Here is a 16,163-nt window from a genome sequence, read left to right as displayed (position 1 = left end):
TTACCCGCTTTTTGTTATCGTTATTGTCGTATTCAGAGCTTCTCAGTTGGCAGCGTTGTCAGTAGCATGCTAAATAATAATAACAGCCCAACACCTACTTTAGGATAGCTATGTATCAAGACAGTTTTGAAAGCCCAATCGGTCCGGTGACCGTCAGCAGCCGTGACGGAGAGTTTATCTGTGAAATTGCATTTGCGGAACCCGACGGGTTCCCGTCATGCAATGTCACCAGAATTGGCAAGCAACAGCTTCAAGAATATTTCAACCGCAAACGCAAACGGTTTAATTTACCCTTGAAAGCAGAAGGCACGGAATTTCAACACCGGGTTTGGAAACAGTTGACGACGTTAGAATATGGGCAATTGGCCAGTTATCGAGACATTGCTGAAGCCATCGGCAACCCGAAAGGAAATCGCGCGGTTGGTATGGCAAATAGTCGTAATCCCATTGCCATTGTTGTTCCGTGTCATCGTGTTATTGGTGCCGACGGCAGTATTACCGGCTATGCGGGTGGTATTGAGAAAAAAGCATTTTTACTCTACCACGAAGGCGCTGTGTTCGATTAAATCAAGAATACTCAGGAAAAGCCGTTAACCTTTGCCGTTGTAGCGCGCGTGCATTCTACTTACGTGTGCTTCAATTTCACTTCGCAGTGAGAGCGGTTCTACCACTTCAATGTGTTCGCCACAGCTCAAAATCCAAGCGACTAAGTCTTTAGTCACGGGTTGTACAAAGGTAAGATAGAAACTGAGTCCATTGCGCTCGATATGTTGTTCTGGGTGTAGCGGATTATTCGTCACCAAATTCAGCATACCGTTTGAGCATTTTAGTTTGATGCGGGCTAAAGAGCCGTGTGTCGTGTTATCAGGTAAATCGGGGAACGGCAGATGGGGAGCCGTTTTTGAGAGGCTCCAGCCGAACGGCTTTGAGCGATCGTCGGCAATTAACGGAAAAACTTCCGATAATTCATTCAAATTCCGCTGTATGGTACGAACACTGACATCTACCCCATGCTCTGAGAGTCTTTTTCGCAACGACTGTACATCTACTTTTTGCGGCTCACGTGGAATATGTTGTAGCAGCATTAAATATCGTAAAACACTCTGCACCGACGAGCTCCTTGTCTATTGCGGTATGACATCCATCATACCTTGACTGTGCGTCAGAACCTGTCGCATCAGTTACATATTTGTAAAACTACAGCAAAATCAACCTATGTCACATTGTATATCGGCCGGATAAGCGCTTTACTTAGTATAGCTGGCTAATCAGACTAGCACTCGCAATAAGCCAGATAGGAGGTTCAGATGGTTCGATTTGCCCTAATGATGTTGCTTGCATTGAGCGTTGTGAACGTAGCAACGGCACAAGATCGGAATGCACAAAAAGGTCAACAAACGGCTGAAGAAGCGAAAGAGAAGGCCGCTAAAGCCGAAGCTGAACGCGAAGCGCTACGCGCTCAAATGAAAGCTGAAAAAGAAGCTTTGCAAAAAGAGCGGAAAGAACAAAGCAGCAAGCTCAAAGCAAAGTCCAAGAAAAAGGACGATAATGGCGACAATGGCGACAATCGCTAAAAGCTGATCGCAAAAGTCAATTTATTCCGCTAAGGGCCGCATCAATGCGGCCCTTTTTTTACTGTGGTAAGGTCTGTTATTCGCGTCGCTAGGTGTATACTCAGGAACTAGTTGTGCTATACATAGATGCACGTTGCGTGAATATATTTAAGGAAGAAGCTTTAATGCAAGTCGAGCAACCGGATACATTGCCAAACCTCCCTGGAATGTTTTTTCGTTCGTTATTTACTGTTGCGAGAAATGACCAGGAAGTTGCAGAGCCACAAACTCTGGATGCTGAATTCAGCGCGCCAGCGTTTTCTGCTGCGCAATTAAAGCGGTACCACGAAGCATTCAACGGCTTTATTAGCGAGGTTCCATTAACTCTCATTTATTGCCTAGCGCAACGCGTCCATCTCGCTCAAATGCTTGGGGAGCACTTCCCATGGCCTGCACCAGGGCTCGTTCACGTTAGTAACAATATTGAACAACACAGTGATATTAATGCTGACGATGGGTTCATTTTAAGAGCGTCAATTAAGCTACCCGCACGTGGTCCTAAAGTGTCACCGCGTCGCTTACGTCCGCTCTTTACAGTTGAGTTCTGGCAACGAGACAACCACGTCGCAACCTGTGTCAGTGAATATCAGGTGATGCCAAAGCAAGTTGATCGACCACGTCGAGCAAAAGAGAGTAAAACGTCCGAGCCACCAAGCGACGATTGGAAACGCCTCGATACTTGGAAGTTAGCCGGCAAAGTTGCTCGCGACTATGCTCGTCTGTCCGGTGACTTTAATCCGATTCACCTACACCCGTTACTTTCTCGGTGGTTTGGCTTTGATCAACCGATTATTCACGGCATGTACATGTCAGGGCGTGCCCAAGCTGAAGTCGAGCGCGCTGCGAAACGGCCAGTCGTCAAAATTGATGTTGCGTTTAAACGCCCTGTGCCACTGCCTGCAAAGGTTTCCCTTTGGCAACAGTTGAACGAAGGCGGTGATAGCGGCCAATATCAGATTTGCGGCGCCGAAGACCACCTTCAACGATTAGAAGGTAGCTTCAGCTTCGCGAACGACTAGTTACTTCTTCGGTTTGAGTCGTTCAACACCCATAAAGCGCAGTGAAAGCTTTTCATAAATTGGCTCAGAAGTACCGCGACGCACCTTATACATAAAGTATTTCTCGAAAGCGACTTTGGCCCAGTGTACCCAGCGACCACTGCCAGTCCAATTACGATTACGTGGCGGATTTTGAGGAATCGCTAAAAATGCCGCACCAGTATTTCCCATATCCGCCAAACACAAGGCACTGAGCGTTGGCTCTACCAACTCATCGGTACCAGCTTCTAGTGCTTCGATATTTGAAACAATGGCTGACGTCATCGACTCAATCATCAAGCCTGTCTTCGGAGCGCCTACTGGCACCGGTGTGGCTTCAATTGGAGGAATCGCCACACAGACACCTGCAGCAAAAATATTTGGATACTTCGGTGAGCGCTGATATTTGTCGGTTATCACAAATCCTTTCGGGTTACATAACTCTTAGACAGCTGCCACCGCCGGTGACCCCTTGAAGGGCGGCAAGAACATCGCATGTTTGTAATCGAGCTGATGTTGTTTGATTACCTCGCCCGCTTCATTGAGCTCATCAAAATAACAAACTCCATCTATCAATTTCGTTACTTTGGCATTGCAAATCCATTTAATGCCGTGTTCACGGAACTTATGTTCCATTAAGCCCTTAGAGTCGCCGACACCGCCAAGTCCCATATGCCCAATATAAGGCTCTGGTGTCACAAAAGTAATCGGTACGCGATCACGAATTTTCTTCTTGCGCAGCTCATATTCCAATGACAGAACATATTCATAAGCTGGACCAAAACAGCTAGCGCCGGGAAGTGCACCAATAATCACGGAGCCTGGGTTTTCGCACAGTTTAAGATAATCTTGATGAGACGTTACGGCGTGATCAACAGTGCAAATAGATTGTGATCCCCCTATATCCGGACCCGCACCCTCGACGGCAGCAAAATCTAACTTGGGTCCAGTACAAAGCACCAAGTAGTCATATATCAGCTCGCCACCATCATGGAGAACCAAGGTATTCTCTTTTGCTTTTATTTCTTTTACGCCAGCGGGAGAAAATTCAATATCACGCTTACTAAAGAAATCACCAATTGGCATCACGACATCATCGCGTTTGCGCGTGCCAAGTGCCACCCAAGGGTTTGACGGTACAAAATTAAATTCAGCACCTTCACCGATAACGGTAACTTTCGCCCCTTTTCCAAGTTTCTCGCGTAGTTCAAAGGCGACCGATACACCGCCTAAACCAGCACCAACAACTGCAACATGTGCCATAACGAAATGTCCTACGTTGTTCAAATAATGTTCATTGACTATGTGCAAGCATTTGTATTTCGTCAATAGCTAAAATAAAAAATATTGATCTAACCTGTCAATAAAAAAGGGCAGTTGAGAAATCTCAGCTGCCCTTTTTAGGTTTATCAAGTACCTATTAGCGTAAACTATCACCACTCAATGTGGCTGTTCTAGCTGCGTTCGCATCAATATCGTCTTGCTGGAAATGAAGTGAGCGTAACTGCGGTTGCTCAGAATACAACAAGGTCTGGTCAAGATAATGGTCTGATAACACATTCGAACTCTGGGAGTAACTTAACAATCCATCAGCTTTAGGACCATCCGCGGTGAATTCCATGGCGAACATCCAGCTTGAGCCGTACGTAATGTGATAACCGCCCGCTTCTGCACTCAAATCTGATCCAGCTAGTAATGGATAACGATGACGGGGAAGAATCGTTCCGTCATTGCTCATATTGCTCCGAAACACGTTAAAACCACCTTCAATGTTATGAGCTCCACCCCATGGTAACTTCACGCCAGACGCTGTGCCGTCTGGGTTACTACGCTCGACAAATTGCACGCTACCAAGTGTTGCGGATGGGTTAAGACCAGCATCAACAATGCGCTGCTGCGCCGTCGCTAATTGTTGCAACACCGTGTTGTTCGCGTCCAAAGTATTTGGTGTGGTGGTGGGTTGTTCAGGATCATAGGCAACTTGCCATTGCGGGTCACGGTTAAACTCAAAAGCAAACTCGCGGAACATCATCGCACCTTGGCTTTCAAGGTTCATACGTCCGTCCCATCGTGCTAGCGCATCGCAAGCTGGCGTAATAACCACCGTACTTGAATCCGCCATTGTTACAGGCGTTGCGCCTTGAGATTCGCACAATACCAAGAGGTCTTCCAGCACGGCTTCACCAAGGAAATTACGATTGCCAATGAGTCGGTCGACTAAATCTTCACGAGTAAATCGGCCGTCGACTGAGCCACCTTCTGCCAGCATTTTTTGCCCAAGGCGAGAACGTAACGACTGTTGGTTGCCCACTGGCCCCCACAGCGGTGAAAGCCCTTCAATTGGCGCCGCTGGATTGGTTAGCCAAAAACTATCGTTGGAATTTTGCACGAAATCGTTACGCTCAAGTTGCGGCGCCTGTTCAAACGGCACGGTGCCTTGTGGCATAAACGCACTATCGTCGCCTGGAAAGATAAATAATCCAGCTTGTTCGGTTAGTGTTTGGTAAAGCGGGTTTTCAGCCCATACTGCTAGCGCATCCGGAAGAATATGTGGCACCGAGGAACCATCGGTGAAAAAAGCATTACCTTGCGCATCAACTGCCATCGCATTGTTGAACACCGTGCCGGTATAGTCGACAAAGGTCTGTTTATAGGCATCAATGCTGTCTGCCATATTCATACCTAACCAATGATCAAACAAATCATAGTTTGGCAGGTTGGCATCATATAGTGCATAAGCAACATCTTGCCCAGTGCCATCAGTACCCCATGGCAGGGCGTTAGGAATCACGACAATTGGACCGAACTCGCTATAGTAGCTGGTCTTGCGCAATGTCATATAGGTACCCGGACCAGTTGCCACACGAATATCGTGGGTTTTCGTGGTCATCGGTACACTCTCACCGTCAAGCAAATAGCTGGTGCCCTCACTGTCTTCAGGATCAAGTGTCAGACGGTGAATGGTGAAACGTGAAGCCGTAGAAAACGTGTGCGTCCATGCCACATTTTCATTGAAACCAATGTTTACAATGCCCGGCATGCCTGACAATGAACCACCAACCACTTTAAGGTGACCTGGTATTTCAATACCGAATTGCCAGAAACGTTGGTTACCGGTATGAGGGAAGTGTGGGTTAGCAATTAACATCCCCTGTTCGGTCGCGCTGAGCTCACTGCCTATCGCCCAGCCGTTAGAGCCTGACTCAGTTGGGTTGGTATCTGGAATACCCACGGTGCTGATGTCAAAATTCAACGCGACAGGCTCGCCCGACTCACTTGTCACAAACGTTTGATTATTTGGTACACCTAAGAACAACGGCCCAGTGAAGTTTGCCGCGCCCGGTAATAAAGCAACCCCTTGCGCATAAGTCATCAAATCGATTGGGGTAATATCTTGTACCCAAGGCTGCCCAGCACAGGTTGGATCCATGTCGGCTTCAGCGGTTTCATTAATGTACTTGTTATAACCTGCTGCGTAACCGGTCAGCAACGCTTGTGCTTTTTCACTGATTTGTTCAAAGCCTGCTTCGGCATTGTCGCGAATACCAAGCGTCAAGAAGCCAAAGTCGGTAAGTAAATTCTCGGAGTCTCCCGAACCAGGTACGGCATCAGGACCAAAATAGAACGCGCGTTTCGAGTTAAATTTAACGATCTGGTCGGCCAATATACACAAATTATCTTGAGCAAAGGCATAACCAACCCCAAAACCCAAGCTTTCTAAATTATCGGCTTTAACATACGGAACACCGTAATTGGTCCATGTAACATCAGCGTTTAAATTACCTGCGGGAGCAAATGTCGCGATGCTATCTGGTGGAGTGAGATTCCCTGTAGGTGGTTCAGCTTCGCTCGAGCTATCGCCACAGGCTGTGATTAAAAAAAAGCTACCGGACAACACCAATGGCGTGAGTAAATTAAATTTTTTGGTTTTATTTTTCATGAGCTTACCTGGTTGTTCTGAGAAATAAAGTTTGTATAAAACTTGTAAACAACCGCAGTATGGATCGAACTGGTCGGAGCTGCAAGCTCAAAAATTAATCGACTTTACCGCGCATTGCTTTAATCGATGCGCGCTTTTTCTTGGCATCAACGCGGCGTTGTTGAGCTGCCTTGGAGGGCTTGGTGGGAATTCGTTTTTTGCGAGTTGCGCCAACACTACGAACTAATGCGATGAATTGCTCAAGTGCTAACTCACGATTGGTAAGCTGGCTACGTGTCTCTTGGCACTTAATAATAATTTTGCCGCTTTGCGTGATGCGATGGTCGCGTAGTGCCAATAACCGCTCTTTGTACATATCAGGTAACGAAGAAGCGCGGATATCAAAAATCAGCTGAGCCGCAGTGGATACTTTATTGACATTCTGCCCGCCTGCGCCTGATGAACGAATAAATTGCCATTCAATTTCGCGTTCGGGAATGAATACACGCTGCGATATCTGAATATCACCCATCGGCTAATCCTCCACTTCGTTGGATGCGACGCTCGACTGCTTTTAACACTAACTGGGGATTCGCGCACAGCAGCGTGAATTGCTCTTTCGCACGGGTGATGCCGGTATATAACAATTCTTTGGTCAAAATTGGCACGTCGTGCTCCGGTAACACCATGACTGTGTGAGTAAATTCCGACCCTTGCGATTTGTGAATCGTCATCGCAAACGCAGTATCGACCTGAGTGAGACGGCTTGGCAACAACCAGCGTATATTGCCCTCTGTCGTTGCAAAGGCAACGCGCAATGGTTCATTTGGTTGCCGTCGCAAGACGATGCCGATATCGCCATTGCGCAAATCAAGACTGTAATCGTTATGGGTAACCATGACTGGTCTTCCTTCAAACCAACCATGATCGGCCGCTAAATCACCAAATAACCAATAACTAATACGTTGATTAAACTGGTGCATTCCCCATTCGCCTTCACGCACAGCGGTAAGAATCTGAAACTGCTCAAGTTGTTTAAGAATGTCTGCCGCCCAAACATCTGTTTCAGCAGCGCTACTCGATTCTGGCCGTGCCTGAATTAATGTCAATAACGGCGCATAGCCTTCTTCAACCATTTGTTGAACAGACTGATGATTGGGTCTTGAGACAGCGCGCATGCGTATATTGTCAAATTCTGCCTGCGCCGCGGCCATCGCGTCGCTATCGCGCAGCCATTTTTCTAACCACGTCCGCTGTTGTCGATTGACTTCGTCGGCTAATTTCCCAATGCCTTTGTTTGGATCAAAGCGGCGACTCTCATGAAACATAGTGGTGTGTTGCAAGTATGGCCAATTTTCGCCATCGGCATCGGTTTTATCTGCTGGCAACGCAACATCGGCAGTCGCATTTAACCAATTAGTTAACTCCGGCGTATAGTGCCCGTGCTCGGCTTGTTCACATAACTGCCCCAATATAGCGCCAGCCTCGACTGAGGCCAGCTGATCTTTATCACCCAGTAAAATGAGTCGAGCATGTGATGGCAGCGCCTGAACCACCGCAGCCATCATTTCAATATCTACCATCGATGCTTCGTCAATTATCACAACATCGGTGTGCAATGGGTTGTCCTTGTTATGACGAAAGCCACGGCTGTTTGGTAAGGTTCCGAGCAATCGATGCAGTGTCACAGCTTCGGTTGGAATATCGGCTTTCACATCATCAATGCTTGCTAAAGTCAGTAATTCATTGCCGATGGATTCACTCATACGCGCGGCGGCTTTCCCGGTCGGCGCAGCGAGTCTAATTCGCAGCGGTTCCGACTGCCCTCGCAACTTCTGTAAAGTCGCCAACAATCGGACCACGGTGTAGGTTTTACCAGTTCCAGGCCCACCGGTTACAATGGTGAACAAGCTGCGCATTGCCATCGCACAAGCGGTGCGTTGCCAACTGATTGTTTGTTGTTGACCAAACAACTCATCTAAAACTTGCTTCAAGTGCTTCGGGTTTACTTGTTGCAACGATGCCATGCGCGCTGCTAAGTCAGTTTTAATTTGTTGTTCATAACAAAAATAACGACGTAAATACAAACGCTGCTGTTGGAGTACTAAAGGGCTATTTTCTGGCTTTACTGCCGGCGAGCAAAGCAACACTTCAAGTGCGTTTTGTAACGACATACCCGCCGAGACGTTGGCCAAAACTTGGTGCGGCATTTGACAAACTTGCAAACTCTCAACGCTGGCATGCTCTGGCGGTAAACCCAATGTTTGCTCAGGTGCAGCGTATAACTGTGCTAAATCAAGACAAGGATGACCACGCCCCAGTTGATAACTAACCAACGCCGCCAGTAAAACAACGGTTGCTTGGTCATCATCGAGTTGCTGCGCGAGTTGTTGCGCAAGGCTGAGATCAATCGCGCGTATCCAACCATGCTGATACCAAAGTTGCAATTGCGCTAGCATGGTAACACCTCCGCCACGCTAAATAGCTCGGCTAATTGCTCAATCAACTGCCGCGGCGGTTTGTCATAAAAAACGCCCGCAGACGGTGCTTCGATACCACGTAAAAACAAATACACCGCACCACCAACATGCTGATCGTAATCATAGAGTTCGCCAAGACGTACGCCGAGAAGCTTATGCAGCGCAACTAAATAGATGACGTACTGAAGGTCATATCGGCTGCTCAAGATTTTGTCGCGCATTGCATCCGCAGTGTATGCCATTTCGTTTGGACCTAAATAATTTGATTTATAATCAGCAACGTAATATTTCCCGTTGTGTTCAAACACCAAATCGATAAAGCCTTTAAGCATGCCGTTTAATTGCATCGGTAGCACTTTCGGACGGTCATAGCCGCGCAATACCTGTTCACGAACTAACGCATCAATACGCTGTGCATCGAGCTCGGGCGCAGGAAACCAAAATTCGGGCTCCGCTTTAAGTTTCTGCAAGTCAGCCAACCTCATTTCGGTCCCATTGAAATGCATCGGTTTTGCAAGCATTGTCGCTAACCAATGCGTTAACACTTCTTGGTGAGCTGCCCAAGGTTCGAGTTGCGAGCGCTCAACTACAAATTCCTGCAATTTGGCTGGGTTTTCGTGTAGCAGTGCGAAACCTTCTTCGGCTGCATCCTCGAGTAGGTTATGTAAATACGTACCGGCATCCGCACCTTTCGGAAAACCATGTATCGTATCTAAACTTGGTGCCGTTAGTTGCACTGGCTGCTGATCATGTTGTTCTTCAAGCGCATTCGCACTATTGACATCATCAACAGCTACCCAATCACCGTACTTCAATGCACTGTAGCTCGCGACCCACCAGCTCTCGAAACGAAAGCTTGCTGGCATTCGACAATAATTGATTGCTGTTTGAGCAGCCTGTGATGGCTGATACCACGTCTGTGCGATGTCGTCAGCAACGTCATTACGATGACAATGCAAAGGCGGTTGCCATTGGCTCAACTCCAGCTGGCTACCGCCACTTAGCACATAATTAATCGCGGTATCGTGAAGCGTATTAAACGGCGCCAAACCAATAAACGTAGCAAACTGAGCTCGGGTAACAGCCACGTAAAGTTTGCGAATATCTTCCTCGAGTCGTTCTTGGTCAAGCTTCGCCGCAATGGTTTCATCGTCACCGGCAAGCGCAACCTGAATATTGCCATCGCTATCGTGATAAACAGCTGGGAATCGAACTCGCTTATCCTTTGTTTTCGTGCAAGCAATAAATGGCAAATAAACCAACGGATACTGCAAGCCTTTCGATTTATGAATCGTGATAACTTGTACCAATTGGCTATCACTTTCTAGACGCACCTGTTGCTCTTTTGAATCAGTGCTACTTCCTTCTCGCGCCAACTCAATATGCTCAGCTAAATAGCGCAGAATACCTGACATGCCCTCGCTAACAGCAGCCTGTTGCTGCAGTAGTTCGGTGATATGTAACAAATCCGTCAGTTGCCGTTCACCGTCTACTTCGCGCAGTAATCGAGCTGGAACGTCATAGTCATGCAGTAAGCGCTGAATCATGGCGAGAACGCCATGATATTGCCAGCGCAGGTGATAAGCCAAAAAGCGCTCTGCAAAACTATCCCAACGCAGTTCATCATTCAGAGTTAGGTCAATGTCGGTCAACGACAAATCCAACAACCGACTGACTAAAGCGGCTCGCAATAAGCTCGGGTCGCGCGGTTGTGCGCAAGCTTGCAATACCCGCAACAATTCCACTGCAAGTGGGCTACTAAACACCGAATCACGGTCAGATAAGTAAACGCTTTGAATACCGCGCTCGCGTAACGCCTGACGAATAATTTTCGCTTCTACGCCGCTATTTACCAACACCGCCACATCGCTCGGTTTAACGCGCTGTAACTCGCCGTTCTCAACAAAGCCAGCCTGCGGGTTGTTGAGCAACTGCGCAATATGTTCAGCATGCCAATTAGCCATTATTGCGTTGAGATTAGCATTATTTTGCTTGCCTTCAGCCGTATAACAATCGAACTGTAAAGCGGCGGGCGCAACACCATCAATTTCAAAACGCTGTTTCAATCCGTTTGCCGATACCGGTATAAATGGTAATGGATCGTCTCCTGAGGCTGGATCGCGAAAATGAAATGGCCCCTTCGGCGTTTCTTTTGCCTCTAAAAACAACGCATTACTTGCATCAACCATCGCTTGAGTCGAGCGATAATTGGTTGCCAAGGTGTAATGCCGACCGCTGGTCGCGGTACGGGCTTTTAGATACGTATGGATATCAGCATTGCGAAATGAATAAATGGCCTGCTTCGGGTCACCAATTAGGAATATTCCCGTACCTGCCTGGGGCGTTTCAAGCTGATATACCTTATCAAATATCGCGTATTGAACTGGGTCGGTATCCTGAAATTCATCAACCATAGAAATTGGAAACTGTTGCCGAATGGTATCTGCAAGCGCGTCTCCAAACTCACCATATAACGCATAACGCAATCGGGTCAGCATGTCATCAAAACCCATTTCGGCACGTTGTTGCTGTAGCGTAGCGAAGCGCTTTTGAAACCATTGTGCGGCGTGTTGCAGTAGCCCAGAGCGAGGCGTTGGGATGTTTTCAAACGCTTCTCTTAATGCAGTGAGTTGTTGCCATAAGGGGTGCTCAGGCACGTCCCCTTTCAGCGCATCTTGGAAGCCACCCATAGTGAACCGATCCCACCCTGTTTTCGGCTCAAAACTTGGCACTAGCGGCGCATTCGCTTGGTGCAACGACGTCGCCCACTCGCGCAGCTGCGCCAGCCATTTAGCGACCGAATCAACACGCATTTTATTGCCATTTAGGCGTTTTTCGTCGCGCAGTTTAGCTAAAATCGCTTCGCCTTCTTCAATCCATTGTGGCCAACTGGCATGGTGAAAATTGTCTCGAATTGCCTGCTGTGCTTGCATCGTTTTTTGTAACACAGCAGATGGCGCTGATAGGCTACTTGGCTGACCATGATTCAAGATCGGTCTAACCGCGTTCAACAATGCTTCAGGATCGGCAAACTCATTGATGACAAGCTGATATTGTTGTAGCTCGGCTTCAGTGTAAACACTAATAAATGTCCGCCAATAGTCTTCACTAACTTGCTGCCACAGTGCCTGAGTATCGGTATTTAGTTGCTGCGTAAACAAGCTACCACTGGCAAAAGCATGCTCACGCAACATCCGGTTACACCAACCATGAATGGTATGTACTGCAGCTTCGTCCATTGCTTGCGCCGCCAAATCAAGTAAGCGAGCATAGCCGGCCAATTCATCCACGGCGTACGCCGCTTTCAAAGCCTGCAAAAAGCCATCGCGTACATCAATATCGCCACGGAAGTAGGCGGCAGCTTCACTCAAATTAGCGCGAATTCGATTGCGTAGCTCTTCGGTTGCTGCATCGGTAAAGGTTACGACTAAAATTTCATCTGGGGTATAACAACGTTGGCATTCGTGGCCAAGCACTAAACGTAAATAAAGCGCTGCAATGGTATAGGTTTTACCCGTACCGGCACTTGCTTCAATTAACCGACTGCCCTCGAGTGGAAACGTCAACGGCTGTAATTTATTAATGGCACTCACCCTGCCACCTCCGTTGTTGGCATGCTCAGAAATAAATGCTGCATCATTGGTTGATACAGCGCTTGCGCCATATCATTCAATGTATCGGTTGCCGTCAAACTGGCATAGTCAGGGAAGTAGCGCGCCGTATAGACTGCTCGTAACTTTTGTGCGGTGTGATTGAACCCTGATTCATCATAGAATTCCTGAGCTTTTGGATGGATGGCATTGACAGATTCTTGCGCAAAAGCCTGTTGCCAGTCTTTGTGATTTTCCTTGATTCCCTCAAATGCGGTTTCTAATTCCAATGGCAGTGGCTGCTGAAGCCCTGCGTGAACCCAATGCATCACAACAGTTAGCAATTCCAGCGCTTGTTGTTGTTTCATGGGCGCGAATTCAATCACGCCCTCGCGTCCCAATAGGCAACTGCGTGTCATATGAAGCGTGTTGAGTAATAGATGCTCTAGCCATAACTTCACCGCATGCTGCGGACGCGGGCGATACGCTTTGCGATTGCTATCAACAATAACCGATGGCGTAACCTGCAGCCAGAGTCGCTCACCTCGGCTGTTCTGCTGAAGTGATGCAAAGGTTGCTTCAACGCTTAGTCCATTCGCAAATTTATGGGCAACTTGCACCGTTCCAATCTGCTCGCGATAAACATCAAAAAAACTGCTGGCTCGTTCTAACAAGCCTTGCGTGTCGGCAAGCAAATTATCCCGCATGAATAAACCGGACGCACCAAGTGGTAGTTCGCCAGCGCGCTGATAGCGTTCGAGCATGGCAGCAATAGTTGCTTCGGCTTTCGCGACATCGTGTTGTTCACGTAGACATCGCATAGCTTGCTGTAACGTTGGTTGAAGCAGTTGCCAGCGCTCTAAACCATCAAGTGCAAATCGCTCTTCATCTCGAAGTGTATGCGTTTGTTCCTGTAAATAGGTATTGAGGCGTACCTGGGTAAACAGTTTTGCCGATTCCTTCATGAAGTCACTGAGTTGTTTTACTGTCAGAGCGCGAGGCGGCACCCACTCAGTAAGCTGCTGTTTTCGTGGCGCATCCGTTGCCGATTCGCCGTGCACAACATGCCACTCTTCAGCGAAACTAAATAAGTCATTCAGCTGTGGCTGTGACAGTTTGAAATAATCGCGATGGAAAGGCTGCAGTCGATGCTCGACTACCCAGGCGTTGCCATCACTGCGCTCGCCATATACCTGCTGAATGTGCTCGAGAAATTGGCTGACTAATACTGACGGCGGCTTTTCGCTGTTGTCACGAATGCTTCTTCCTTGCCAGCTGATATATAGCAACTGCTGGGCGGACAAAATAGCTTCCAAAAATAGGTAACGATCATCTTCACGGCGAGAACGGTCACCGGGCCGATAGTCGCGCGCCATTAAATCAAAATCGAATGGCTTCTGGGTACGCGGATAGTCACCGTCGTTCATTCCCAATAAACAAACATATTTAAACGGGATAGCACGCATAGGCATTAGCGTTGCAAAGTTAACGCGACCCGCTAAGAAGCGTTGGTTCAAGCTGGGCTCATCGACTTGGCTGAACCAACTTTCGAGCACAACAGTTAGTGCAACCGGCTCATCAAGGGCGGCACTTTGCGTCGCTTCCAGCCATTCTTGTAAGCGTTGCTGAAGTCGGTTCAGCAAAACGACGTCGGCGTCGGATTCAGGCAAAAACAAGCGCCCGAGCAATGCATTGAGATAGGTTGCCCATTGCACCGGTGTGCGTTCTTGTCTGGCTTGCTCAAAATGTTCGTTCAACACCATGACGAACTGATGTAATGCGCCAACGATATCCGCGTCCAAGCCACCAACATCAACCAATGGTTCAATCTGCTGCCAGCCAGGGTCAAAACCTTCCACTTCTCCAACGGCATACCCAAATAGCATGCGCTGTAATCCAAACAGCCAAGTGTTTTGGTGTTCAGCGGGCAACTGTAATTGTGCCCGATGATGCTCATCTAGCGCCCACCGTATACCCGATGCATCAATCCACCGTTGTAGGGTGGTTAATTGATCGGCATGAAGGCCAAACCGTTTTTGAATGGCGGTTACTTGCAACAAATCGAACAACTCACTGGCGTTTGCGCGTTGCTGGCCAATGGTCAAGATATATTCCAGCGCGATTAGCATCGGATGCTGATGCCGTGCGCCTTGGTCGGCTAAACTATACGGAATACATCTTGCATCATCGCGCTCGTAACGTCCGAACACGGCATCAATATGCGGTGCATACTGATCGATATCGGGTACCATAACCATGACATCACGAGGCTTTAAACTCGGGTCAGCCGCAAATCGTGCCAATAACTGATCGTGTAGAATTTCGACTTCGCGTTGCGGGCTGTGGGCACAGTGAAATTGGATCGCGCTATCATCTAAAACAATACCTTGCCACTGTTGTTGCGCTTCATGAGGCGAGTTGAGATGTAAAATATCATAGCGAATCGCGTCGAGAACGGATGGTTTTTCCGGCAACGTTTGCTCAAACATATCAAGTTTTAACGTCGGAAATTCATGACGCAATTCGTTCGTTTCATCAAAGAAATCGAGTAATCGAATATAGTCGCGCCCTTGTTTACCCCAGGATGCTAGTAGCGGGTGACTATATGCGTGCAGCTCATCGGTATTCACAGAATCTGGGCGCTGATGACGACGTTGATGGCGTGCTTTCACTTCCTTGTCGTAAATGTCTTTACCGTCAATGATATCAGCCCAGTAATACTGACAGGGGTTGTGCACACACAAAACCACTTGCGTGAACCGGCTCAGAGCCTGTAACACCTCGAGCGTTTGCTTCGGCAAACTGGAGATACCAAACACCACCACCCGCGGTGGTAAATTAGACGGTCGCTGGCCAGCTGCGCGTTCGCGACAGGTGTCGATAAATTTTTGGTGTAAATAGGCGCGGTTATTCCAGCGCGAATCACCGACATCGGCCAATAAATAACGCCACAATAACGGTTGCCATGCTTGGCCATCGGAGACCGCTAATGAGCCACCAGCCGCCCAATCGCTTAGCCAGTCGGCGCGATAAATTTGGTACTGATCATATAAATCGGCAAGGCGTTCGCTTAACTGGAAACATTTTCGCTGTTCCAAATCATCAGCCATATAGCGCCGTAACGGCTCAAACTCAGGTTCGTTAAGATGTTGCGGTAGAATGCGTAAAATTCGCCAGGTTAGACGATCTTTATCGAATGGTGAATGCCGCGGCAGATCATTGCCCAATACCGCGCGATAAGCCTGCCATTGAAATCGTGCCGGTAAGGTCACATCAACCATCGCTGCAATACCTAGATCGCGAGCAAGATGCTGCTTTAGCCACTGAGCAATACCATTGGATTGAACCAATATGGTCTCGCTATCTAAAACGCCGATGGGATAGTGACGATTCATTGATACCACAAGGTCGGTTAAATCCTGTAACCGATGGCTATGGGCAACTATAAATCCTGGGGTAAGCTGACTCATGACTGTTCCTCTGCATGTGTAATTGCCATCCTAACCAAATACCGAGCCTGAAAC

Annotated in this window: 11 protein-coding genes; 3 read left to right on the top strand and 8 right to left on the bottom strand. The window is 48.0% G+C overall.

Features of this window, described 5'->3' with window-relative positions; all coding sequences use genetic code 11:
- Window positions 1–110: 110 nt before the first annotated feature.
- Window positions 111–566 carry a methylated-DNA--[protein]-cysteine S-methyltransferase gene (locus CWI76_RS09730; protein WP_126760150.1) on the top strand — a complete coding sequence of 152 codons (456 nt, stop codon included), beginning with the start codon at window positions 111–113 and terminating at the stop codon, window positions 564–566.
- Window positions 567–590: 24 nt separating this feature from the next.
- Here the strand turns inward: CWI76_RS09730 and CWI76_RS09725 are convergent, their stop codons facing one another.
- A complete protein-coding gene (locus CWI76_RS09725; RefSeq protein WP_126760149.1) occupies window positions 591–1,109 on the bottom strand; it encodes a WYL domain-containing transcriptional regulator in 519 nt (172 codons plus the stop codon).
- Window positions 1,110–1,307: 198 nt separating this feature from the next.
- On the opposite strand from CWI76_RS09725, the gene CWI76_RS09720 reads away from it, so the two are divergent.
- Together CWI76_RS09720 and CWI76_RS09715 are read left to right on the top strand one after the other, a co-directional pair.
- Window positions 1,308–1,574, top strand: a complete 267-nt coding sequence (locus CWI76_RS09720) for a hypothetical protein (RefSeq protein WP_126760148.1) — start codon at window positions 1,308–1,310, stop codon at window positions 1,572–1,574.
- A 137-nt stretch (window positions 1,575–1,711) separates the two neighbouring features.
- A complete protein-coding gene (locus tag CWI76_RS09715) occupies window positions 1,712–2,632 on the top strand; it encodes a MaoC/PaaZ C-terminal domain-containing protein (protein WP_241968011.1) in 921 nt (306 codons plus the stop codon).
- Here the strand turns inward: CWI76_RS09715 and CWI76_RS11710 are convergent, their stop codons facing one another.
- From CWI76_RS11710 to recC, 7 genes are all read right to left on the bottom strand, one after another.
- Entirely contained in the window at window positions 2,633–3,070 is a 438-nt protein-coding gene (locus CWI76_RS11710) for an NAD(P)/FAD-dependent oxidoreductase (protein WP_241968010.1), read from the bottom strand.
- 24 nt (window positions 3,071–3,094) lie between these two features.
- On the bottom strand, window positions 3,095–3,913 hold the full coding sequence (locus CWI76_RS11705; protein WP_241968009.1) for an NAD(P)/FAD-dependent oxidoreductase: 819 nt from the start codon (window positions 3,911–3,913) through the stop codon (window positions 3,095–3,097).
- A 157-nt stretch (window positions 3,914–4,070) separates the two neighbouring features.
- Window positions 4,071–6,590, bottom strand: a complete 2,520-nt coding sequence (locus CWI76_RS09705; RefSeq protein WP_126760147.1) for an acylase — start codon at window positions 6,588–6,590, stop codon at window positions 4,071–4,073.
- 94 nt (window positions 6,591–6,684) lie between these two features.
- Window positions 6,685–7,101 carry an alternative ribosome rescue aminoacyl-tRNA hydrolase ArfB gene (gene arfB / locus CWI76_RS09700; protein ID WP_126760146.1) on the bottom strand — a complete coding sequence of 139 codons (417 nt, stop codon included), beginning with the start codon at window positions 7,099–7,101 and terminating at the stop codon, window positions 6,685–6,687.
- Complete coding sequence (gene recD / locus CWI76_RS09695; RefSeq protein WP_126760145.1) at window positions 7,094–9,028, bottom strand: exodeoxyribonuclease V subunit alpha; 1,935 nt, start codon at window positions 9,026–9,028, stop codon at window positions 7,094–7,096. Before recD ends, arfB begins: the two co-directional genes overlap by 8 nt.
- Window positions 9,022–12,642 (bottom strand): exodeoxyribonuclease V subunit beta, encoded by a 3,621-nt coding sequence (gene recB, locus CWI76_RS09690; protein WP_241968008.1) that lies wholly within the window; start codon window positions 12,640–12,642, stop codon window positions 9,022–9,024. Before recB ends, recD begins: the two co-directional genes overlap by 7 nt.
- Window positions 12,639–16,109, bottom strand: coding sequence for an exodeoxyribonuclease V subunit gamma (gene recC / locus CWI76_RS09685; RefSeq protein WP_126760143.1), 3,471 nt, complete (start codon window positions 16,107–16,109; stop codon window positions 12,639–12,641). The genes recB and recC overlap by 4 nt, the downstream gene beginning before the upstream one ends.
- Window positions 16,110–16,163 lie beyond the last annotated feature (54 nt).

Source organism: Pseudidiomarina marina (assembly GCF_003987045.1).
In the GTDB taxonomy this organism is placed as follows: Bacteria; Pseudomonadota; Gammaproteobacteria; order Enterobacterales; family Alteromonadaceae; genus Pseudidiomarina; species Pseudidiomarina marina.
This window is presented reverse-complemented; position numbering and strand designations above follow the sequence as displayed.

Excerpts from the sequence above, each read along its gene's own strand:
- CWI76_RS09730 (WP_126760150.1), top strand. The coding sequence starts at position 111 with ATGTATCAAGACAGTTTTGAAAGCCCAATCGGTCCGGTGACCGTCAGC.
- recC (WP_126760143.1), bottom strand. The coding sequence starts at position 16,109 with ATGAGTCAGCTTACCCCAGGATTTATAGTTGCCCATAGCCATCGGTTA.
- CWI76_RS11705 (WP_241968009.1), bottom strand. The coding sequence starts at position 3,913 with ATGGCACATGTTGCAGTTGTTGGTGCTGGTTTAGGCGGTGTATCGGTC.
- recD (WP_126760145.1), bottom strand. The coding sequence starts at position 9,028 with ATGCTAGCGCAATTGCAACTTTGGTATCAGCATGGTTGGATACGCGCG.
- CWI76_RS09720 (WP_126760148.1), top strand. The coding sequence starts at position 1,308 with ATGGTTCGATTTGCCCTAATGATGTTGCTTGCATTGAGCGTTGTGAAC.
- CWI76_RS09705 (WP_126760147.1), bottom strand. The coding sequence starts at position 6,590 with ATGAAAAATAAAACCAAAAAATTTAATTTACTCACGCCATTGGTGTTG.
- arfB (WP_126760146.1), bottom strand. The coding sequence starts at position 7,101 with ATGGGTGATATTCAGATATCGCAGCGTGTATTCATTCCCGAACGCGAA.